This is a genomic window from Roseateles sp. (assembly GCF_039929605.1).
In the GTDB taxonomy this organism is placed as follows: domain Bacteria; phylum Pseudomonadota; class Gammaproteobacteria; order Burkholderiales; family Burkholderiaceae_C; genus Pelomonas.
The window spans coordinates 24,947-46,801 of sequence record NZ_JBDSQX010000007.1 but is presented as its reverse complement, the minus strand read 5'-3'; the positions used below and the strand labels follow the sequence as shown (position 1 = coordinate 46,801).

Sequence of the window (21,855 nt, the reverse complement as noted above, 5' to 3'; positions counted from 1 at the left end):
GCGGCACAAGGTGTCAAACAAGAGCTGACAGCGCTTGTTCGATGTCGGCCTTGAGGTCGGCAGCGTCTTCCAGGCCGATGGCAAAGCGCACCAGCGTGCCGCCGTCGAAAGGCAGCGGCAGGTTTCGGCTACGGCTCAGGTCGTAGGGCACGGCCAGGCTCATCGGGCCGGCCCAGGAGTAGCCGATGCCGAACAGCTGCAGCGCGTCGACAAAAGCATCCACCTGGGCGGGTGAATAGCCGGGCTGGAAGACCGCCGAGAACAGGCACGCCGCCCCTGCGCCACCCACGGCCAGCCAATGCGCATGGCCCGGCGAGCCCGGCAGCGCCGGATGGAAGACGCGCGTCACCTCGGGCCGGCCGGCCATCCAGCTCGCCAGCTCTCGCGTGACGCGGTCCTGCGCCGCGTAGCGCAATGGCATCGTCGGCAGGCTGCGCAGCACCAGCTCGACGTCGTTCTGGCCCAGCCCGTAGCCGAGGTGCTCGTGGGCGTGGTTGAGCTTGTCATGCAGGCGCCCGTCCCTCGTGCAGACCGAGCCCATCAGCACGTCGGCGCCGCCGCTGGGATATTTGGTCAGCGCCTGCATGACGATGTCCGCACCCAGGCCCGGGTGCGTGCGCGGCGCCGGCTCGAAGCCGTTGAAGGCCAGGCCGGCACCCCAGGTGTTGTCCAGCGCCGTCGTGATGCCGCGCGCACGGCAGGCGGCGAGCGTCCCGAGCAAGTCGGGAAACTCCAGCGTGATCGAGCCGGCCGCTTCCAGCCAGACGAGTTTCGTGTTGTCGCGCAGCTCGGGCACGGTCAACGCGTCGTAGAAGCGGTGCGTGACACCCCACCGCGGCAGCCAGGACTCGGTGAGATAACGGTTCTGTCCGTAGACGTTGTCGGGCACCAGCACCTCGTCGCCAGGCCGCAGCATGGCCAGCGACGGCAGTGTCACGGCCGCCAGGCCGCTGGGCACCAGCAGGCAGTGCTCGGCGTGCTCCAGCGTGGCGATGCGCGCTGCCAGCGTGTAGCTGGTGGGCGTGCCATGCAGGCCGTAGCGATAGGACAGGCCATCGCGCGGGCGGGGCTTGTGCAGGTCGGCCGTGTCCTTGAACAGCACGGTCGACGCCTTGGCCACCGGCACGGGTATCGCGTCCCAGCCTTCGGGCGCGCGGTAGGGGTGGTGGATGAGCTCGGTCGCAGGCCCGCGCGTCATACCAGCGAAGCCACCAGGTCGTGCCCATCGGCGGCGACAACGCGGGCGCGCACGAAATCGCCCACCTTCATCGTCTTGCTGGCCTTCTCGGGCGGCAGGATTTTCACGGTGCCGTCGATCTCGGGCGCGTCGGCGTAGGAGCGCCCCACGCCACCCTTGCGGCCCAGGCCGGGGGCGGAGTCGACCAGCACCTGCAGCGTCTGGCCGACGCGGCTCTGCAGCTTGGCGGTGGACACGGCTTCCGCCATCGCCATGAAGCGCGCGCGGCGTTCCTCGCGCACTTCGGTCGGCAGCGCGCCGGGGATGTCGTTGGCCGTGGCGCCGTCCACCGGCGAATAGGCAAAGCAGCCGGCACGGTCGATGCGCGCTTCCTGCATGAAATCCAGCAGATGCTGGAACTCGGCCTCCGTCTCACCGGGGAAGCCGGCGATGAAGGTCGAGCGGATGACCAGCTCCGGGCAGCTCTCGCGCCAGCGCAGGATTCGCTCCATGTTCTTCTCGCCGTTGGCCGGACGCTTCATGCGCTTGAGCACGTCGGGGTGCGAGTGCTGGAAGGGCACGTCCAGGTAGGGCAGCACCAGGCCTTCGGCCATCATCGGCAGCACTTCGTCGACGTGCGGGTAGGGGTAGACGTAGTGCAGGCGCACCCAGGCGCCGAACGGCTTGGCGATCTCGCCGAGCTGGGCGACGAGGTCCAGCATGCGGGTCTTGACCGGCTTGCCGTCCCAGAAGCCCATGCGGTACTTCACGTCGACGCCGTAGGCCGAGGTGTCCTGGCTGATGACGAGCAGCTCCTTCACGCCGCTCTCGAACAGCGCGCGGGCCTCGTTCAACACGTCGCCGATGGGGCGGGATACCAGGTCGCCGCGCATGCTCGGGATGATGCAGAAGGTGCAGCGGTGGTTGCAGCCTTCGCTGATCTTGAGATAGGCGTAGTGCCTGGGCGTCAGCTTGACGCCGTAGCTCGGCACCAGGTCGACGAAGGGGTCGTGGGGCTTGGGCACATGGGTGTGCACCGCGTCCATGACCTCCTGCGTGGCATGCGGGCCGGTCACGGCCAGCACGCTGGGATGCATCTCGCGCACCAGCCCGCCGGCATCCTTGCTGACCGCGCCAGCCTTGGCGCCGAGGCAGCCGGTCACGATGACCTTGCCGTTCTTGGCCAGCGCCTCGCCGATGGTGTCCAGGCTCTCCTGGACCGCGTCGTCGATGAAGCCGCAGGTGTTGACGATGACCAGGTCGGCCCCGGCAAAGGTCTTGGAGGTTTCGTAGCCCTCGGCGCGGAGCTGGGTGAGGATCAGTTCGCTGTCGGTCAGGGCTTTCGGGCAGCCCAGACTCGCGAACGCCACCTTGGGAATCTTTTGCGCTTGCAGGCCGCGAGGGGCGTCGGGGTTGGCTGTTGTCATAGGGTCTTGGTTGAATTTTGTTGCGGTAGCTATAAGGGTCGAACAGGCGCCGAACACTTAGCGGCGCGCAGTGCAACTCGCGTAAGGGGCAGCTTCACCGGCTTTGAGAGGACACACGAGAAACGGAGTAATGGCTTTCAGCCGTTGGCCCCAGACGGCCCTATCCGGCTCAGGTTTCGTCGCAACCGCCTCACCTCGCTCCGACCATTGGACGGAGTACATGTTCTTGTCGCCCTTCACCACCGCCACCAACGCGACTTCGCTTGTGGGCGCCTTGTTTGTGGTCAACGTATGGGAGCCGCATGCGACCAACATGACGTACACCGAGTGCCCAGTTCCAATGTTCGCTTCGGCAACCCGCCCCCCTGCGAAGCTGGTCGGACACGAAGATTGAAAGCCTTTCGCGATCTGCATCGCAAACATCGCTGGCGTCAACTCTGCCTGAAGTCCAAGGTCCTTGGTCCCGCTCACCAAGATGCGCTGCGTCCATGGGCCCGTGCTGGGATCCGAGGCCAGAACGAAAGTTCGCAGATAGACGCTAGCCTGAGTTTGCTCGGCCTGTGCCTTGAAACCAGCAGGCACCTGGTGAACAAACAGCTCGTCGAATATTGGGGCCACAACAGCTGCTGCGGGCAACTCTTCCGCACCAGCAAGTGTCCCCAAAAACGCAGCGAAGACGCCGGCTAGGCACATCGCTGTGGCGCGCGCCGAGCTACGTGTGACGCTAAGGCTCAACCAGCGCTGTGTAGGTATAGATCGAACACCCTTGGGGCACCCGAGCGAGGCAAAACCGATCTTCGGGACAGAGGTGGTCGTTTCATTCATCGCCGTATTTTCGGCGATGTCGAGCGAGCCTTACTTTTTCGGCACGAACGGGAATATCACACCCGCCGATTTCAGCTGTTCCTGCCACTGGTTCATCAACGTCTTGGACTGCTCGGCGTAGCCGCCCATCAGGCCCGTCCAGGCCTCGGGGGGGAAGGGGATGCTGGCAGGTTGCTCGGTGAAACGCGACTGCATGTCGGTGAAGGCCTGCATCTGGCGCTCCAGCAGCCCGCCCATGACGCCCTGCATCGCGCCGCCGTAGAAGCGGATGATCTGCGCCAGCGAGCTGGTGGAAAACATGGGCACGCCGCCGGTTTCCTCCTCCAGGATGATCTGCAACAGGATGGCCCGGGTGAGGTCATCGTGCGTCTTGGCGTCCTGGACCTCGAAGGCGATGCCTTCCAGCACCATGCGCTTCACGTCAGCCAACGTGATGTAGCTGCTGGTTTGCGTGTCGTAGAGGCGCCGGTTGGGGTACTTCTTGAGGATGCGCAGGCCAGGCTTGGCCTCGCCAGCGGACGTCTCATCAGTGGATGCCGGCTTTTTGCGGGCAGTCGCCATGCGGAAATCTCCTGTGCAGTGCAACAAATTCTAGGCAGACCCCGAATGTCGCTCCGAATGGCTTTCCCTGAGTCTCTGGAAAGCTACATCGCCAAATACAGGTGACGCGACCGGCTCGATCCGCGATTTTCACTCGACGCCAGGCAAGTTCGGCGGGAGCGCAGGGCCAACGAGCTTAGCGCCAGCTCGGCCAGCCACCACGTCGACGCCGCATCGCCGCCACCCGACGCGGGAGCGGGGAGCCGGCACCGGGCTCGAGGCTGGCAAAGGCGCGGGCGCTGGAGCAGGCGCTGGGCTCGCGGACAGTGCCGGCACCCGGATGGGGTCGGCCGCAGCAACATCGGCGGACGACCTGCGCGTGCGCGGGCGGAGTCCGCTTGAGCGCGCAGGTGCTGGCCAGCGGGCGCATCGCCACCGGCAGCATCGGTCAGGGATCTGGTGCTGCACTACCGGCCGCTCGCCGCAGGACACGGCGCTGCAGCAGGCCCGCTGCTCGGCCTGGTAGCCGGGCGCGTCGAGGACAAAGCCGAGCAGCTGCGCGCTGCGCTGACGGCTGGCAGCGACGCGAGCCAGCCTGCAATCCCCATTCCCAGCGCGGGTCCTGCGGCTCACGCGGCGACGCTGAGCATGCCGGCGGCGGCCGAGGTCAGGAGCGTAGAACGCGATGAGCTTGCCAAGAGCTGAGGCAATTGCAAGGTTGCGCGTCGGATCGAACTGAGCGAGGTGGAATGCCAGCGCCTTTAGAAGCACGGGCAGGGCTTCGGCGACGCGGGATTGGCGCATAGCGCCTGCGCCACCACGGGTGGCAAAGCGGCGATCAGGCGTCTATGCGGCTGGCCTCGCGCGTAGCTTCCGCAGCGGCGCGGGTATCGCCTTGAGCCTTCCGGCAAGCCGCGAGGGTGCGCCAAGCATCGGCCAGCACGCTGCTGTGCTGCGGGTCGTAGATGGCGCGGTGCAGCGTCACCGCGCGCTCGAGCAACGGCCGCGCCTCGTCGACGCGCTGCTGCAGCATCAAGGCCTTGCCGAGCACGAGCGTCGCCCGAGCTTCGTGATGGCGCTGGTAGGCGGCTGCTCCGCCATTCGCAATGGCAGCCAGCGCCTGCGAAGCCTGCGCGTAAGCTTCAGACGCGTGGCCAGCTTCCAGTTCAAGCCAAGCCGATTCAGTCAGGTCGGCGACCGAGGCGGTGGAGGGGGGCGTTTGCGGCAACTGCTTCGCGACTCGCGCAGCTCGGTAGGACGACAGCGCCTTTGCGGCTTCACCACTGGCCACCAGCCATTGAAGTTCAGCGCGATCCGTCGATCGCGAGTCGAGCTTCCCATTCGACTGCGCCAACAGTGCGCGGGAGCGCTCTAGAACTGCGCGCGCGTCGCTGAGTCGGTCGAGCTCGGTCAGCGCCCGTGCTCTAAAGCTCAACACTCTCAAGTCCAGGCCCTGGGCTACTTGTGGATCAATTGTGAGTGAAACGTCACCGGCAGTGACGGACAACACTTCGCTCGCTCTGCCATAGGCCATCAGCATCTCGGCGTAATTGACCTTTATCCAGTGGACTGTGGCAGGGTCTGCTTCAGCTTCTGTCGTGTGAGACCAGTGCCATGCCGGCTCCGCCGCCTCCACACTTTCTCGAAATCTCCCGGTGTCAACGAGAAGCCGTGAAAGCTGAATTTCGCAGTAATGTATTGGCAACGGCTCCGCGCGTCGGCGAGCAATTTCAAGGCCCGTGCGTTGGTTTGCCTCGGCATGAGCGAAGTCGCCCAACTTGCGCTGCGCTTCAGCGAGCGCCCCATAAATCATGGAAAGGTCGTTGGCGCCAAGCGGCGGGTGCACTTGGCTGATGTGAACGAATTCGGCAAAAGACTGGCGGGCTTGTTCAAACTCGCCGATGAAGAGAGCGTTTTCTCCCAGAACCACCAATGTCAGGAGCAAGTCGGCGTCGGGCGGATAGCGCCTTGCAATCGCGAGTGCGCGACGAGCGGCTGCAAGACCGTGCTTTGGATCTATGCGGCGATCTAGCGATGCCTGAAGGAGTTCGACCAGAAAGCGCGTTCGGGAGTCGTGGTCGTTGCGCGCATCAAGAATCACTGACGCATCCCTCAGCAATGAGGCTGCATCGTGCCGCTGCTCGGCGGTCGTGAGCGCATCCGCAAGTCGGGCCATCGCCGTCACGGTGACGTCGCTGATTCGCCCCGACACGCGGCGCGCCTCATCCAATTGCTGGCGCCGCAGCGCGATCTGTCGGTCAACGAGACCCATCTTCTCGTACATCGAGGCAAGCACGCCCAGCAGGCGCAACCGCGCCTGTGGCGCATTCACGAGCTCGGTCTCGATTCGCTGCGCGCCGCGATCGAGCAGCTCACGCGCCGTCCTCTCGCGCGCCTTTATCGGGTCGACCTGATCGCCCGAGTTGGTGAGGAACACGCCTTCGAGAAAGCTCTGAACCGCCTCTGCGGTAGCCGCTTCGGCCAGCGCGCGCTGGGTCTGCAGGCGAGCCTCATACGCCTGCCACAACGCGACTGTTGTACCCCCCATAAGCGCAATAACCACCAGCGCACCCGCCGCGACCTGCAGCCGATATCGGCGCACGAACTTCGTGGTGCGATAAGACAATCCGTCGGGCCGCGCTTCGACCGGCTCGTCGGCCAGGTACCGCCGCAGGTCGTGCGCGAAGGCATCCATCGTCAGATAGCGCTCGTCCGGCCGCTTCTTCAGTGCCTTGTTGAGGATGGCATTGAGGTCGCCTCGCAACTGACGTTTTAGCAACGCATCGCTGGCCGTGTCACTCGCGCGCGGTGCTTCGATCCCGGCAATCGCCTCCTCAAGCTCGGCTGCACTGCCCCGCGTCAGCCGATACGGCCGCCCGCCCGCCAGCAGTTCGTAGGCCACGACCGCCAAGCTGTAGATGTCGCTCGCCGTGCCAAGTGGCTCGCCGCGAATCTGCTCCGGGCTGGCGTAGTCGAGCGTGAGTGCACGGCCCGACATGGCCGTCAGCGCCGTCTCGCGCGTTTGCTCGCCGTCGAGCAACTTGGCGATGCCGAAGTCGAGCAGCACGACCTGGTCGTCGTCGTCGACGAGGATGTTGCCGGGCTTCAGGTCGCGGTGAACGACGAGGCGTGCGTGCGCATGGGCGACGGCTGCCATCACCTGCAGCAGCAATTCCACGCGGCTCCGCAAGGGCAGCCCGTGATCCCGGCAGTAGGCATCGATCGGTTGCCCGGCGACATAGGCCATCGCGAGGAAGGGTCGGCCATGCGCATCGACACCGGCGTCGTAGAGCCGGGCAATATTTGGATGGTCGAGTGCCGCCAGGATCTCGCGCTCGCGCACCAAGCGTTCGGTGAAGGCATCGCCCCAGACGGCATGGGGCAGCTTCAGCGCAACTCTGCGCTTGACCGTGCCGTCCGCGCGCTCGGTCAGCCAGACCGTGCCCATGCCGCCGTGGCCGATGGGCTCGATCAGCCGGTAGGCACCGACAAGATGGCCAGCCGCCGATGGCACATTCGCTGCCGTGGAGGCGGCGGTTGGCAGAACCGGCAGGTCTGCGAGGAAATCGCCGGTTTCGATTGCTGCTTGCGTGGCCAGCAAGTTGCACAGGGTGTCGCGATGGGCGGCACGATTGCCATCGAGCGACTGCAGCCAGGCGTCGCGCTCCGGCGCCGACAGCGCGAGCGCCTCGTCAATCAGCTGGCTGAGCGCCGGCCAGTCGTTCGAGAGCACCGATTGGAGAGCCATGTCGTCAATCCTGCCTGTTCTGCCTGTTGCGAGAAACGCGGCCCACCGGGCCGCACTTCATTTGACTTTCGCGGAACGCCACAGTCGATCCGCTTGCAGGAGTGGTCGGGCCGAGCTGCACCCGGCTGGATGCGCCCGCGAGCACCGATCATGGAACATGAAGATTTCACACCTGCTTACTTGTGAACGTTGCCAAGGCCGATCACCGGACACTCTCACCGGGTTGCTGGCGGCACCGAGCCGCTGCATCAGCTGCGCAGCGAGTGCGCGAGCAAGAGCCGGGCCTTGACCCAGTCGCGGCGCACCGTGCGATCGGTGATGCCGAGCGAGGCAGCAATCTCTTCATCAGACAGGCCTGCGAAGTAGCGCATCTCGACCACCTGGACGAGGCGCGCATCGACCCGCGCCAGCTCCTCCAGCGCCGCGTGAACGTCGAGGATTTCATCGACCGGGTTACCGATCGACTCAAGCAATGCGGTGTCGAGCGGGACGTGTTGCGCGTCGCCTCCACGGCGGTCGGCACCGGCGGCCCTGGCGGCATCGACGATGATCGATCGCATCGCGCTAGCCGCATATGCGACGAAATGCGCGCGGTCGGCGGTGGAAAGGCTATCGCGCTGGACGAGCTTCAAGTAGCACTCGTTGACAAGCGCCGTGGTGCCAACGCCGCCGTCATGTGGCCCACGCGCAAGTCGGCGATCCGCGGCATGACGCAACTCCGGTTGCAGCAGTTCGAAAACTTTGTCTAGCGCTGCCTTGTCGCCGATACGCGCGCGCTGCAGCAGCAGCGTGATTTCCCCCATGCTCGCTCCCTTTTTCGCCATGCGCAGACGGGGCGCACCTGCTGCCTAGATGCTAGCAATCATTGCCGCCCATCAACCCGGTCCGCTAGGCAATGAGATATTCGCATTCGTTCAGACAGCCGTATTCAATGCGGTCAATGCGATCACTCGCCAGTACCCGAAGGCTGCCAGCCGGACGCTGAAGCCTCCACCCGGCGCATCGCTTGAAGCTTCAGTTGCTGCGGTCAACCGATCGATGCTCTTGAAGCTTGCGCCGTCGCAGCGAGGCGCGATCGAGGCGGCATATATGGCCGCGCTCGCCCATATCCCTGACGGCGAGTCGCGGAGCGACGGCATTGCCATAGGCGAACAGGCGGTGGCCGGACTCGTCGCACGCCGCCCCGTCGAAACGGCGGAGGTCGCGTACTACCGCCCGGCGACAAGTCCCGGCATGTACGTGCCAACGGTCGTCCCCATTGGCGGCGATTCGCCTCGCGTCAACTTGTGCTGGACGCTCGACCGCGTCGATCAATTTCGACCGGGACCGCCACCCGATTTAAAGAGCGCCATCTGGTCGCGGGACTACGACGAGGTCAAAGCCATGGGCGCCCGCTCCGGCAACGCGCGCTCCTCGGAGCAAACAGCGATCGCACGCTTCTGGAGCACTGCCGGACCGGCCGTCTACTTCCCGCTCGCGCATTCGATCACCGACCAACCGGGGCGAGACGTGACGCGCAATGCGCGCTTCCTCGCGGTGTTCGCGCAAGTTGGGGTCGACGCAATCGACGCTGTCTTCGATGCCAAATTCTCCTACCAGTTCTGGCGGCCGTTGACGGCGATACGAAACGGCGATCAGGACGGGAATGACGCAACCGAGCGCGCCCCATCCTGGCTGCCTTTCATCGAGACTCCGATGCACCCCGAGTACCCCTGCGCGCATTGCGCGGTCGCCGGCGGCTACGGTGCAGTCCTGCGTGCAGAAACCGCAGGCGAACCCGTTCCGCGACTCAGCTGTACCAGCCCGAAGCTGCCGGGTGTGCCGCGCACTTGGAACACCATCGACGCGTTCGTTCAAGAGGTGTCGAACGCGCGCATCTAGGCAGTGTGCACTATCGCAACTCGACTGAGGTCGGGACAGCGCTGGGGCGAAAGGTCGGCGAACTTGCCGTAGCGAAGTTGACGAACTGAGCGTGACCAGAACTACTTTGCAGCCGCAATTCCCCTAGCTACTGCGGCCACGGCACACGCACGTCGAGGTTACTAGGCCAAGCCATCTTGACGAACCTGTCCATCACTCCAAGGGACACAAGCCCTTGGGTTGCCAAGTCGAAGTAAGCGTCGTCGGCGAACTGCCTTCCTCATGCAAGATCAGCGCGAAGCCCTGACGGGGCTCCTTGCCGATGGCCTGAAGCAGCATGGGCGGGCCGCGCCTCACCATCAGGGCGTGCCCGTCACCGCGGCCGACCTGCGCGCCGTCGGGTGTTTCGAGGCAGGTGCCGCCGCTGATCGCGTAAAAGGCTTCGGGGCCGGAGTGACGTGCAGCGGCGCCGTCATGCCGGGCGAGAAGGTGGACTTGAGATATTCGACGCTGACGTTGCCCGTGGACACATCCAGCGGCAACGGGCCGACGTCGGCCACGTGGCGACCGCCAGGAAGCTGGCGCGCGTTGCTGCCGATGTCGAACAGCCACACTCGGCCGAAGGCCTGCACCACGGCGCCATGTGGCGGTCGTGCGCGCACGGCCGCCTCGGTGTCTGCGAAGGTGTAGATGCTCCAGTAGAGCGGCCCTGGCGGCAGCGCGCCGATGTCCTGGTGTGCGGCCAGGCAGGCGGGGCCGGGTGTTTCACCGGCCGTGCCTGAGCACAGACGCGAGGTGGCTTGGGCGTGGGCCGTGAGAGGCGTCTGCGAAAGCGCTGCGGCCGTGCCGAGGATGACGGTCAGAGATCTGAAAGGATTTCTTTTCATGGCCTGCCTTTGGTCAGCGTTACAGACGTGCGACGAACGCGTAGACGGCCCGCTGCTCGTCTTCATCAAGTTCAAAGAAGCGCTTTCGCACGATCTCGCCTTCACCACCATGTTCCAGCACCGGGTCGCGCAAGCTGGTGGCCCGGCCGTCGTGCAGGTAGCGGTCGCGAAGCCGCGTGCCGATCAAAGGGGTCGTGCGCCACTCGGCGCCGGTCGCCTGGCCTTGGGCAATTTTGTCAGCCTGCTTCAGGCCGCTCGCCACCACGCGGGCGCGCAACGGCCAGGTGCGGGTGGCCGGAACGTTGTGGTCTGCAGCGGCCGAGGCCGTCTGGGCTGCGGCCGACGCGGGCAAGGTGGCGCTGGCCAATGAGGCGAGCGCGGCAACCAAGCTCCACGCCAGGGCCGGCGGAGTACATCGCATGGATGTGTTCTTTTCAGATGTTGACGCGGGACCGCGCCGCACGCATGACAAAAGCGTAGCGGTCTGCCATGCCAGAGGACGGCCGCAAAGCCGCCGGCAGGGGGCCGCAACGACGCATACCTCAAGCCATCAGGCTTTGCACGCACGCCGGGATTGAGCAGAGTCCGCGGCGGCGGCGCATCAAGGCGCCGGTGACGCCCAAGCCGGCGAGCATGGTGAGCCAGGTCGTCGGCTCGGGCACAGGGGACCCGATCGCCGATTCCGGCAGTCCGACGAAATGATAGGTTTCGCCGAAACCACCCAGGATTGTCAAAGTCGGGTCGACTGAAGCAAACGTCGCCTCGCTCTTGCCGTTATTGATGCCTGGATATGACACGCTAGAGAAGGCTTCCATCGAGAGAACGAGCGTAGTTCCAGGAGTTATGTAATAGATGTCGTGCACCCTGAAAGAATGCGAACTGACCTCGCTGCCGTTGTTCAGGAGGATCGCATCAAGGCTATAGTTTGCATAAAGCTGCCCGGAACCGCCGAGCTGCAAAGAGGCGAATGCATTGCCATAATTTAAATTTGCCGATACGCCGCCGGCGCCATTCAGAAGAATTGGAATATTCTCAGTTGTCGATGGCCCGTCCAAAATGAATTTGTACGAAAGTTGCGCATGTGCTTGCAGGCTCTGGATATACGTAGGCGTCGCACTGGGCGGCGACGTGATCGCAGTTCTTACCGAAACCAATCCCCCGCCGATGTCATTCGACGACGCTTCAGTCCGCCAATAGGTTCCACCCATTGCCTCATCGACCGGGAACGATTCGCTGCGTGATGATCCGAAGTGGTCTGTGCCCTCGCCCACGCGCACGCCGCCGACTGATGCGCTGAATATCTGGGTAGTTTCGGCATTCGCAGTGCCGGAAGCAACAATGGACCCCAGAACTGCCAGCGCAAGCGCTGCCAACTTCGATATTTTCGATCTGACAGCAGATGGGAAATTTCGCATCGCCGACGCGGAACCAAGCATAAGTATTCTCCAAAATGATATTTGATGACGGATATTTCTGTCGCAACCAATTCGCGTACAGATGCTGGGAGTCAAATCAATCGCCGATTTAGGACGCTATTGCTGGAACCTGTCGCTTCGGTGCACAGCGAACCAATGAACCGGCCTCCTACTGACTGAACGTCTTTTCTCGCCGATCCTGGACAAGCAGGTATGGCGGTCGACATGCTTTCTACGGCTTCATCAAACCGCCCCACCTTGCCGACGCCAAATCGGCGGCAGGCGCTGCGGCAACGCGTTGGAAATGCGGGCTCCCTGACGGATCGAGGTGGACTTCCTGCAGGTGCCAGTCCTTCACGCCGGCCGCTGTGACCGTCATCCACAGGATGGAGCCGGTGTTGTTGTCCGCGTCGCTGAAGCCGTCGAAGACGAAGTTGCCCAGGCTGTAGATCACCGGCTTGCCGTCGATGACCTCGGTGTCCTGGCGCACATGCGGATGCGTGCCGACCACGGCATCTGCGCCGGCGCGGATCATCAAGCGGGCCAGCGCGTGCTGGCGGGCGTGCGAGGTCTCGCTGTGCTCCTGCCCCCAGTGCATGTAGGGAATGACCACGTCAGCCTGGGCCCGGGCGGCGCGGATGTCGGCCACGATCTGTTCCTCGTCGGCCCAGGCGATGCCCGGGCTGTCGGGCCCGGCTTCGAACCGCCGCGGGAACATCTCGTTGTAGCCGAGCAGCGCGATGCGCAGCCCGTTGCGCTCGATGATGGCGGGTTGATGCGCCGAGCGCAGGTCGGTGCCGCCGCCGAAGTAAGGCAGGCCGGCCTGCTGCAGCCGGCCGAGCATCTGCGCGAAGGCCTGCGGGCCGAAGTCGCCCGAGTGGTTGTTGGCCAGTGAGACGGCATCCACGTGGCGGCGCAGCACGTCCAGCGCTTGAGGCCGGGCGCGGAAGGTCCAGGGCTTGATGGCACGCGTGCCGCCGGTGGCGATGACGCATTCGAGGTTGGCGATGCGCAGGTCGGCGCCCTTCATCGCGTTCATGACGGCGGCGAACGGGTCTTGCCCACGGGCGATGAGGCGGCCAGGCCCGTCCGCCAGCATGACGTCGCCCATCCACGCCAGCCGCACCGTCGCTGCGCCCGCGCCGACCTTGACGAAAGCAGGGTGGCGCTGGGCCATGACCGCGTTGTCTCCGGTCGCATCCGCACGGTCCCAACCCTCGGGTGTCGCGCCATTTTGTACCAAGGCGCAACCCCAGGCCAGTTCGCGGCCCAGCTTGGGCGAATAGGCCCGCTGCCAACCCGACAAGGTCGGTTGCCAGGCGGCGTCCTGACCGAGGACATCGTGCCCTGCCGCAGGCCAACGGCTTTGCGACAGCACGACCGGGCGCCCGGTGCCCTCCAGGTCCAGCACGGTGACGACAATGTGTGAGACCCGTTCTCCTCTCGCCGCGCCAGCCAAGGCCACTGCGCGCAGCTCGTAGCTGTCTCCGACCCGCACGCTTGCAGGCGCCAGCGGGTCTGCGCCTGGCGAGACGCGCAGCGTCGCGGTGGACTCACCCGTGCGCATGCTGCACAGCAGTTCAGTGGGCTCGGCCGGCTGGGCGAACACCCGTGTCGACGCGAAGCAAAGCAGCGCGCAAAGCACGGCAAGCCCTCGACGCCTGGCTCGGAGCAAGACGCGAATCACGGCGACGTCGCCTTGATCGGCTGGCGATCGAGGACGACCGTGAGCCGGGTTGACCTGAACATGGCAACTCCGTTGGCAAGAAGTGAGGACGCTGCGCTTGCGCGTCAGCTGCTACTGGAGTGAACGAGCTGACGGGGCGGGAACGGACAGGCGAGCCGAATTGCTTTTGGCGGCCAAGGCGCCTGGCTCCTGTTGCGCTGCGGCCCGTCGGCCTCATTCAGCCGACGAGGTTCGGCTACTTCCCCGCGACGGGCGGCGACTCCGCCTCGGGCCAGTTCGGCAGGTCGTCGTTCTCGAAGCGCGGCTCGATCGCCGTGTTTTGGAAGTGGCCGATCTTCCAGCTGCCCTGGCGCTTGACGGCGATGAAGGAGGCACGTGTCTTGGTGACCGGGCCAGCAGCCTGGCCGTCGGGCCCAGGCACGTCCCTGAAGTGCATGACGGCGACGGCCACGGCGACGCCCGGGGCGAGGGGGCGGATGTCCAGTTGCTCGATGCGCACCGTGGAGTGGCTGGCGATCCGCTTGTGGAATGCCGAGTGGCCGCGGTAGACGGTGGTCTTGCCCACCCAGCTGTGGCCCACCACGTTGAGCCATTGCACGTCATCGGTGTCGATGTCGTGCAAGGCCTTCATGTCGTGCCGGTTCCATGCGTCGACGAAGCTGCCGGTCAACGCCTTCACGGCGCCTTCGTCGGCGGCGCTCAGGGGCGGGTTGGCAAGCTTCGCGTCAACGGCGTGGGCGGGCGAAATCGAGAGCAGGAGCGCTGCACACAGCGCCAAGGCATTGCGAATCATGTTCGGTTCTCCATCGAAAAGTGGCCTTTTGCCACCCGTCTCACTCTGTCAGCGGCAGGGCCGTTGGGACAGGGCGGACAGCCGATGGATCACCGATGACGACTATGGATTGCCGATGGCGGCGCAGATGGGAAGTGGTTTGGCCGCGGTCTCGGCCTCGGCGCCACAGAAGTCCGGCGGGTGTCCGGCGCGCCAGTAGTCCAGCAGCCGGATGCGCTCGGCCAGGGCGGCAAACCGGGCATCGGCGCGCATCGGCGCCAGCTCCGGGCGGTACAGCACGGTGGTGTCGAACAGCGTGCGGTCGCGCCGCAGCCAATGCTGGTCTTCGGCCTCCCGCGTGGCGGCGCGCAGGTCAGGGTAGATCGCCAGGGCGAAGGCGAAGGCATCGTCCAGGCGACCCAGCTCACTGAGGCCGACGAGGCAGACGACGGTCGTCTGCATGCTGACCCACGCGGGCGTGCACCCGGGCACGGCGATGTCGATGTCGCGCGGGCGCCTCGATTGCAGGGCCGCCAGCATCTGGCGGATCCGGGGCGGCCGCTCGGGCGGCTCGATCAGGGAGGCGAGGGTCGGATCTGCCATCAGCCGCGCGGGTTCGGCGGCTTGGCCGCGAAAGTCACTGGCCATGAACTGGCGCAGCGCGAACTCGGCGTTGCCCGGTACGAAGCGGGCCACCAGGGCACCCAGGGCGTCACTCTGCGCACGGTCCCCCAGCGTACGCAGCAGGGTGTACTGGCGCAGGATCTTTTCAAGATTGAAGGCATCGCGCCCCAACTCGCCGCCCTCCAGTTGTTCGGCATCGCGCAGGCGCCCGACCTCCCCCAGCAAACCGGCCGGCGCATGCCCGGAAAGGCGGGTATCCGGGTCCAGTGCCAGACCCATGCGCAGCAGGGCCTCACGCTCAGTCCACCATTGCGGCGGCACGAACAGTGACCTTGCGACGCTCAGATCCCCATAGCGTGGCAAGAGTTTGCTGACACGCTGCTCGGTCGCGCGGGCGGCGCGCATCCTGGACTCGACCTCATCCTGCTGGAACGACCAGTAGTTGAAGGTCGAGTTGGCCACCAACTGCATCAGCGCGAGAGGGTCGTCCGGGTATTTGCGTGCCATGGCCGCGCCCAGGTCGTAGGCGGCTCGGGTTTCGCGATGTGCCAGCAGTTCGGCAATGCGGTAGCCGGCCGCCTCGACCTCCGGGTGGCTGGATGGCACGGCACTGGGCGTGTAGGACCAACTGCGCACACCGACGTACCCGGCCACGAGATCGGCGAAGCCGGCCACGTCAGCGGTAGCCGGGCGCTCGAAGACGTTCGACATCACCAGCCGCCCCGTGCGCCCGTCTTCGATGCGCAGCGCGACGCTCATCGAGCGGCCGTCGTGATGAACCTCGCCATCGACGATGAATCGCGAACCGGTCTCCGCCGTGATGCGGCTTCGATCGGCGCCACGGTATTTCTCGCCCTTGGCCGGCGACACCACCTGCTGGCCGGCGCGGGTCAAGACCTCCGTGAGCGAGGCGACAACGCTCTGCGCGACAACGCGCGACGCTGCATCGTCTTCATCGTGCGTCTTGAAGGGCAGCACGATGAAGGTTCTGTCTTCCAGCACTCCGGCGGCGCGGCGGTCGTCACCCTGTGCGACGTAGGCGCGAAAGCCGACTGCTACCAATACAGCAAGGACGGTCAGAGCACTTGCTATCCAAAGGGTGCGTCGAGGCTTGGGGGCGCGCCGGTACTGGCGGGGCCGCAGGCTGCGGTGCAGGTGCAGCCTCGACTTCGTCTTTAGCTTCAGCTTCGACTTCGGCGGCAGTGAGCCGGTATCCAACACGGGGGATCGTCTCGACGTTGAAGTCGCCCGAGGCCTCCGCCAGGCGCCGTACGCGGGCGATGCAGCGCGTCAACGCGTCGTCGCCCACCGTGCGCCCGCTCCAGCAACGCTGGCTCAGGGTATCGCGAGAAATCACCTGACCACGCTGCTCGGCCAAGGCAACGAGCACCTGCATCACCCGCGGTTCCAGCATCTCGACCTGCCCCGCCACGACAACTTCCCGCAAAGCCGGGTTCACACGCGTGGCGCCGAGCGTGAAGGCGGGGGTTCGCGCGAGATCGATGGGGGCGGCGTCAGAAAGAGGCAACGTCATGAAGCGTCAGTTCGGGGTATCTGCTGGCCATCCGATCGGAAGTGCAGCGTGGCGCCAAGTTGCTGGAAAAAGCTCGAAGTCATCGACGGTGACGGGCCTCGCTACTCCGCGATGCTACCGATCCCGATCCCGATCCGGAGCACCTTCACCGCCGCGCGCCCCTACGGGCGAAGTCCTGGGTAGCAAATCGGCTTTGAAGGGTCCGAGCCGAACCGTCCGCGCAACGGATGTCCGTCAGTGGCCACCAATCTCGTTCACCTCAGCAGGTCGCACACGTCTCGCACCGCCTCGAAGGGGACGAAATGGATTGGCTGCGCAAGGCGCTGCTATCGGTAGGCGCCCCCGATGGGTGGCGTGCGGGGGGACTAGCCCAACTCAGACCTGGGTGGCGGCCGGAAATGAAAAAAGCTCTGTAGGTTTAACAACCTACAGAGCTTTTAAACCTACCGTATTTGGTAGGCGCGATTGGACTCGAACCAACGACCCCCACCATGTCAAGGTGGTGCTCTAACCAGCTGAGCTACGCGCCTAAAGAGCTGCGCACTATAGCAGCGTTTTCAGGCTGTCGTCAAACTCACTTGCGGCGTGCCGAGCGCACGCCGCCAATGGCGCAGAGATCGCGCAGCACCTTGTTCAGCTTGGTGGCATCCGACAACTCCAGCGTGAAGCTCATCCACGCCGTCTCGCCGCCGCCCGTCCGGGGCTTGGACGCACCTGCCTGCAAGGACTGCGTGTTGACGGCGACGACGTTCATCTTTTCCTTGGCGAAGACTTCGAGCACGTCGCGCAGCAGGCCCTGGCGGTCGCTGGCTTCCACCAACACGTCGACTGGATAGACGGGCGCACCCTTGCCCGATCCGGCCACCTGATCACCACCGCCCCACTCCACGGCGATGCCGCGCTCGGGCGAGCGGCGTTTCATCTCCGCGAGGTTGCTGCAGTCGCTGCGGTGAATGGCCACGCCCTTGCCGCGCGTGACGAAGCCTGAAATCGCGTCCGGCGGCGCGGGCCGGCAGCAGCGCGACAGCGTCGTCAGCAGCGAGTCGATGCCAACGACGAGCACGCCGCTGCGCGCACCACTGCTGGCGCTGCGCGTGTGCCGCTGCGCCAGCATTTCGTCCTCGTCGGCCACGGGCTCGGGCGGGCGCAGCAGCAGCTCGATGTTGCGCAGCGAGTACTCGTCTTTGCCCACCACCTCGAACAGCGCCTCCGCGCCCTTGAAGCCCAGGCGCGAGGCGAGTTCGTCGAGCTTGAGCGCCGTCTTGCCCTCGCGCTGCAAGAGCTTCTCGACCAGCTCGCGGCCCTTGGCAATCGTCTGCGTCTGCTGCAGCGCGTTGAACCACGCCCGCACCTTGGCGCGCGAACGCTGGCTCTGCAGATAGCCGAGTTCGATATTGAGCCAGTCCAGCGACGGCCCGCCCTCCTTGGCCGCGATGATCTCGACCGTCTGGCCGCTGTGCAGCGGCGTATTCAGCGGCAGCATCTGGCCGTCGATGCGCGCGCCGCGGCAGCGGTGGCCGAGGTCGGTGTGCACGGCGTAGGCAAAGTCCACCGGCGTCGCGCCTGCCGCCAGCTCGACGATGGTGGCCTGCGGCGTGAAGACGTAGATGCGGTCGTCGAAGGTCGGATTGCTAGCGCCCTGCACCTCCTGCACCGTGTCGCGCTCCCAGGCCAGCAGTTGGTTCAGCACCGCCTTGCGTGCTCGCGCCACCTGCTCCTCGAACTCGCCCGCCGCAGTGACACCGGCATAGCCGCGTGCACCGGCCTCCTTGTAGGCCCAGTGCGCGGCGACGCCGTGCTCGGCGTGGTCATGCATCTCGCGCGTGCGGATCTGCACTTCCATCACGCGCTCGTCCGGCCCCAGCACGATGGTGTGCAGCGACTGGTAGCCGTTGGGCTTGGGCTTGGCGATGTAGTCGTCGAACTCGCCCGGCACCGGCGCGTAGAGCTCATGCAGCCGGGCCAGCACGCCGTAGCAATCAGCCACGCTGGCGACGATGACGCGCAGCGCGCGCAGGTCGAAGACGCGGTCCAGCGCCAGGTCCTTGCCCTGCATCTTCTTGTGGATGCTGTACAGGTGCTTGGGCCGGCCCTGCACCTCGGCGGCGATGCCTTGTGCGTAGAGATCGGCCTGCAGCGTGGCGCGCGCGGTCTCGATGCGCTGCTCGCGCTCGACGCGCGTCTCCTGCAGCCCCTTCGCCAGCGCCTTGTAGGCCTCGGGTTCGCGAAAGCGGAAGGCCAGGTCCTCCAGCTCCCACTTGATCTGCCAGATGCCCAGCCGGTTGGCCAGCGGCGCGAACACGGCCTGCGACTCGGCCGCCAATTCCGGCGGGCAAGGCGTCTTGCTGGCCGCGTGCCAGCGCAGCGTCTGCAGCCGCGAGGCCAGCCGCAGCAGCACCACACGGAGGTCGCGCGAGAAGGCCAGCAGCATCTTGCGCACGCGCTCGGTCTGCTCGGCCTTCTGGTCGGTGCTGACCTTGGCGGCGCGTGCGGCGCGCTGCATCTGCACGAGCTTGCGCGTGTGCATGACGAGGCTGGCATGGCTGTCGCCAAAGGCCTTGGCGACGACCTCCTCGGGCTTGCTCAGGAAGTCGGCCGCGTAGACCAGATAGGCCGCTGCCTGCAGTTCCTGCGCCGTGCCGATGGTCAGCAGGATGGCAGCGACGCCGTCGGCATGAGCGAGCGCGTTCTCGCCGGTGTCCAGGGTCTCGGCCGCCAGCAGCGGTTCGGCAAAGGCGCGGGCACGGGCCACCTCGGCGTTGGAGTGCCCGGTGCTGGCTTCCAGCAACGCGACGATGGGCGCGGTGGCCGCGCCCTCGGGCATCAAGCCTGTCTTCAACTCAGGAAGTCCTTCACGATGGCGATCTGGTCGTCGTGGATCAAGGTCGGCGCGTGGCCGATGCCGGGCAGCTCGACGAGGCGGGCGCCGGGGCCGCGCTGCGTCATGGCGCGGGCGGTTTCGGAGGTGAGCAGGTCGCTGTCGGCGCCGCGGATGACCAGGGTCGGGCAGGACAGCGTGTCATAGGCAGCCCACAGCGCGGCTTCGCCAGCGGCGGCGAACTCGGGCGTGATGGTGGCAAAAGGCAGGCCGATGGCGGGGTCGTAGCGCAGACGCCATTCACCACCCTCCTCGCGGAACAGCGGTGCAGACAGCGCCAGCCACTCCTCGTCGCTGTGCGGGCCGAAGCCCTCGGAAATGGTGCGCAGATAGGCCGCGCCCTCCGCCAGCGACGTGAAGCGCAGCGTCTTGCCGATGTAGGCGCCGATGCGCTGCAGCGCCTCGAATCGGATGGCCGGGCCGACGTCGTTCAGCACCAGGCGGCGCACCAGGCCGGGCTGGCCTTCGCGCCCACGCAGCGACGCCACACCCAGACCGATGAGGCCGCCCATGGACGTGCCCACCCAGTCCACCTGCTCCACGTCCAGCCGCGCCAGCAGGGCGACCATGTCGGACACATAGGCCGGGATCTGGTAGCCGCCGGGCTGGCGCAGCCAGTCGGACTGGCCACGGCCGGCCACGTCGGGGCAGACGACGCGGTAGCGTTGGCTCATCACGCGGGCCAGCGCGTCGAAGTCCCGCCCCTGGCGCGACAGGCCGTGCACGCAGACGAGCACCGGCGCGTCCGCAGCCGGCCCGGCCCACTCCCAGTACGCCATGCGATGCAGGCCGGTGGCGTCCAGGCAATTGACGAAACGAAGGTCGGGTTGGGTCATGTGACAGTCCTTTAAAACCATCGTAGCAAGGGCCCTCCAGCTTGAAAGGCGAGCCGGCGCTCAGCCGCTGCTACTTGGTCAACTGGACAGATCCATTGACGCTGACGGTCACCGTCGCCTTGCCGGCCTCGGTCGGCAGGGCCGCGTCGGCCGACTCGGCCTTCAACATGCGCATGGCCATCATCGGCCGCGGGGCCGAAGCCTCGTCGCTGGCGATGTTGACCTCGCCCACCACATAGCTGCCATAGCCGAACAGCTTGGCGTATTCCGCCGCCTTGGCGCGGTAGCGGGCAATGGCCTGGGCGGTGATGTCGGCCTCGGCCTTCTCGCGCGACTCACGCGACAGGCTGTAGCCGACGCGGGCAATCGTCAGCGTGTTGATGCGCCCGGTCAGCTGGGCGATCGTGGCGGCGTCGCGGCCCTCGACTTGCAGCTCCGCACTGCCCTGCCAGCCATTGATCTTGCCGGTCTTGGGGTCGTTGCGCGGGTAGAGCGAGAAGCCCCCCGTCTGCACGTCGACCTGGCCCGGCTTGGCCACCTTGCGCGCCTCGGCCAGCGCGGCGTCCAGCGCCTGCTTCAGCGCCGCCTGCACGGCCGCAGCTTCGACGCCCTCGCGTGTCGTCGAGAAGCTGACGCCGAGTACATCGCGCACGACCTCGGCACTGGCGCTGGCCGACAAGCTCATCCGCTCACGCGGCACGTCGGCGCCTGCATGAGCGGCCAAGGCCAGAGCAAGGGCAGGCAAAACAGCGAACGTACGCATAGGGCTTCCTTTCAAGGCGGGGAATGAGCTTAGCCGGCCCAGATGGCAACGACTTGTAAGCCTTGCCTGCTGTCCTACAAGCCCGGGTTTCAAACCTGAACACAATGGCGCTGTTACAAATTCAGGAAGCGCGATGAACAACGCCGCAAACCCCCGCCAGAACCGCATCCTCGTCGTTGACGACGACGCCCGTATCCGCGATTTGCTGCGCCGGTATCTGACCCAGGAAGGCTTTGAAGTGCTGCTGGCCGAAGACAGCCGCGCCCTCAACAAGCAGCTCACCCGCGAGACCGTCGACCTCATCGTGCTCGACCTCATGCTGCCCGGCGAAGACGGCCTGACCATCTGCCGCCGCCTGCGCGCCGCCAACGACAGCACGCCCATCATCATGCTCACGGCCAAGGTCGAAGACGTCGACCGCATCGTCGGCCTGGAGGTGGGCGCCGACGACTATCTCGCCAAGCCCTTCAACCCGCGTGAATTGCTGGCCCGCATCAACGCCGTGCTGCGCCGCCGCCCGCCGCCGGAAGCCCCGGGCGCGCCGAGCAAGGAGCCGATGACGGTGACCTTCGGCCCGTTCGAATTCGACCTGGCGCTGCGTCGCCTGGCGAAGAACGGAGAGCAGCTGCCGCTGACGACCGGCGAGTTCTCCATGCTGAAGACGCTGGTGCGCCACCCCCGCCAGCCACTGTCGCGCGACAAGCTGGCCCAGCTCGCCCGCGGCCGCGAGTTCGAGCCCTTCGACCGCAGCCTGGACGTGCAGATCTCGCGCTTGCGCAAGATGCTGGAAGCCGACCCGGCGCAGCCGCGCTATATCCAGACGGTGTGGGGCGTGGGCTACGTGTTCGTTCCTGACGAAAATTCGTGAGCCCCTCGCCCAAT

19 protein-coding genes and 1 tRNA gene are annotated in these 21,855 nt (G+C 66.0%); 3 read left to right on the top strand and 17 right to left on the bottom strand.

Features of this window, described 5'->3' with window-relative positions:
* Nucleotides 1-13 precede the first annotated feature (13 nt).
* From ABIS05_RS01000 to phaR, 4 genes are read right to left on the bottom strand one after another with little or no spacing between them, the layout of a single operon-like run.
* Nucleotides 14-1,198, bottom strand: coding sequence for a PLP-dependent transferase (locus tag ABIS05_RS01000; RefSeq protein ID WP_348013457.1), 1,185 nt, complete (start codon nucleotides 1,196-1,198; stop codon nucleotides 14-16).
* Nucleotides 1,195-2,604 (bottom strand): 30S ribosomal protein S12 methylthiotransferase RimO, encoded by a 1,410-nt coding sequence (rimO, locus tag ABIS05_RS00995; RefSeq protein WP_348013456.1) that lies wholly within the window; start codon nucleotides 2,602-2,604, stop codon nucleotides 1,195-1,197. Before rimO ends, ABIS05_RS01000 begins: the two co-directional genes overlap by 4 nt.
* A gap of 57 nt (nucleotides 2,605-2,661) precedes the next feature.
* Entirely contained in the window at nucleotides 2,662-3,429 is a 768-nt protein-coding gene (locus tag ABIS05_RS00990; RefSeq protein WP_348013455.1) for a hypothetical protein, read from the bottom strand.
* 30 nt (nucleotides 3,430-3,459) lie between these two features.
* On the bottom strand, nucleotides 3,460-3,990 hold the full coding sequence (gene phaR / locus ABIS05_RS00985; RefSeq protein ID WP_348013454.1) for a polyhydroxyalkanoate synthesis repressor PhaR: 531 nt from the start codon (nucleotides 3,988-3,990) through the stop codon (nucleotides 3,460-3,462).
* 438 nt (nucleotides 3,991-4,428) lie between these two features.
* Between phaR and ABIS05_RS00980 the strand changes: the two genes are divergently transcribed.
* A complete protein-coding gene (locus ABIS05_RS00980; protein WP_348063201.1) occupies nucleotides 4,429-4,674 on the top strand; it encodes a hypothetical protein in 246 nt (81 codons plus the stop codon).
* Nucleotides 4,675-4,807: 133 nt separating this feature from the next.
* On the opposite strand, the gene ABIS05_RS00975 is transcribed toward ABIS05_RS00980, so the two are convergent.
* Both ABIS05_RS00975 and ABIS05_RS00970 read right to left on the bottom strand, forming a co-directional pair.
* Nucleotides 4,808-7,717, bottom strand: a complete 2,910-nt coding sequence (locus tag ABIS05_RS00975; RefSeq protein WP_348013453.1) for a serine/threonine-protein kinase — start codon at nucleotides 7,715-7,717, stop codon at nucleotides 4,808-4,810.
* A 248-nt stretch (nucleotides 7,718-7,965) separates the two neighbouring features.
* On the bottom strand, nucleotides 7,966-8,520 hold the full coding sequence (locus ABIS05_RS00970; RefSeq protein ID WP_348013452.1) for an ECF-type sigma factor: 555 nt from the start codon (nucleotides 8,518-8,520) through the stop codon (nucleotides 7,966-7,968).
* A 49-nt stretch (nucleotides 8,521-8,569) separates the two neighbouring features.
* Here ABIS05_RS00970 and ABIS05_RS00965 point away from each other — a divergent pair, with 49 nt between their 5' ends.
* Nucleotides 8,570-9,598, top strand: a complete 1,029-nt coding sequence (locus ABIS05_RS00965) for a vanadium-dependent haloperoxidase (protein WP_348013451.1) — start codon at nucleotides 8,570-8,572, stop codon at nucleotides 9,596-9,598.
* Between the two features lie 338 nt (nucleotides 9,599-9,936).
* On the opposite strand, the gene ABIS05_RS00960 is transcribed toward ABIS05_RS00965, so the two are convergent.
* The 11 genes from ABIS05_RS00960 to ABIS05_RS00910 form a co-directional block, all read right to left on the bottom strand.
* Nucleotides 9,937-10,464 (bottom strand): hypothetical protein, encoded by a 528-nt coding sequence (locus ABIS05_RS00960; protein ID WP_348013450.1) that lies wholly within the window; start codon nucleotides 10,462-10,464, stop codon nucleotides 9,937-9,939.
* Between the two features lie 19 nt (nucleotides 10,465-10,483).
* Nucleotides 10,484-10,852 (bottom strand): di-heme oxidoredictase family protein, encoded by a 369-nt coding sequence (locus ABIS05_RS00955; protein WP_348013449.1) that lies wholly within the window; start codon nucleotides 10,850-10,852, stop codon nucleotides 10,484-10,486.
* A 154-nt stretch (nucleotides 10,853-11,006) separates the two neighbouring features.
* A complete protein-coding gene (locus ABIS05_RS00950) occupies nucleotides 11,007-11,900 on the bottom strand; it encodes a PEPxxWA-CTERM sorting domain-containing protein (RefSeq protein WP_348013448.1) in 894 nt (297 codons plus the stop codon).
* 211 nt (nucleotides 11,901-12,111) lie between these two features.
* A complete protein-coding gene (locus ABIS05_RS00945; RefSeq protein ID WP_348013447.1) occupies nucleotides 12,112-13,524 on the bottom strand; it encodes a CapA family protein in 1,413 nt (470 codons plus the stop codon).
* Nucleotides 13,525-13,801: 277 nt separating this feature from the next.
* A complete protein-coding gene (locus ABIS05_RS00940) occupies nucleotides 13,802-14,359 on the bottom strand; it encodes an SgcJ/EcaC family oxidoreductase (RefSeq protein ID WP_348013446.1) in 558 nt (185 codons plus the stop codon).
* A gap of 102 nt (nucleotides 14,360-14,461) precedes the next feature.
* Nucleotides 14,462-15,940 carry a hypothetical protein gene (locus ABIS05_RS00935; protein ID WP_348013445.1) on the bottom strand — a complete coding sequence of 493 codons (1,479 nt, stop codon included), beginning with the start codon at nucleotides 15,938-15,940 and terminating at the stop codon, nucleotides 14,462-14,464.
* A gap of 43 nt (nucleotides 15,941-15,983) precedes the next feature.
* Nucleotides 15,984-16,496 carry a winged helix-turn-helix domain-containing protein gene (locus tag ABIS05_RS00930; RefSeq protein ID WP_348013444.1) on the bottom strand — a complete coding sequence of 171 codons (513 nt, stop codon included), beginning with the start codon at nucleotides 16,494-16,496 and terminating at the stop codon, nucleotides 15,984-15,986.
* Nucleotides 16,497-16,949: 453 nt separating this feature from the next.
* Nucleotides 16,950-17,026 (bottom strand) — tRNA-Val (locus ABIS05_RS00925).
* A 44-nt stretch (nucleotides 17,027-17,070) separates the two neighbouring features.
* Entirely contained in the window at nucleotides 17,071-19,320 is a 2,250-nt protein-coding gene (locus ABIS05_RS00920; RefSeq protein ID WP_348013485.1) for a bifunctional (p)ppGpp synthetase/guanosine-3',5'-bis(diphosphate) 3'-pyrophosphohydrolase, read from the bottom strand.
* 11 nt (nucleotides 19,321-19,331) lie between these two features.
* Complete coding sequence (locus ABIS05_RS00915) at nucleotides 19,332-20,210, bottom strand: alpha/beta hydrolase (RefSeq protein ID WP_348013443.1); 879 nt, start codon at nucleotides 20,208-20,210, stop codon at nucleotides 19,332-19,334.
* A 70-nt stretch (nucleotides 20,211-20,280) separates the two neighbouring features.
* Nucleotides 20,281-20,934 (bottom strand): SIMPL domain-containing protein, encoded by a 654-nt coding sequence (locus tag ABIS05_RS00910; RefSeq protein WP_348013442.1) that lies wholly within the window; start codon nucleotides 20,932-20,934, stop codon nucleotides 20,281-20,283.
* 172 nt (nucleotides 20,935-21,106) lie between these two features.
* Here ABIS05_RS00910 and ompR point away from each other — a divergent pair, with 172 nt between their 5' ends.
* The gene (gene ompR / locus ABIS05_RS00905) at nucleotides 21,107-21,841 is read left to right on the top strand and encodes a two-component system response regulator OmpR (protein ID WP_348013441.1); all 735 of its coding nucleotides are present in this window, start codon (nucleotides 21,107-21,109) and stop codon (nucleotides 21,839-21,841) included.
* The last annotated feature ends 14 nt before the right edge of the window (nucleotides 21,842-21,855 follow it).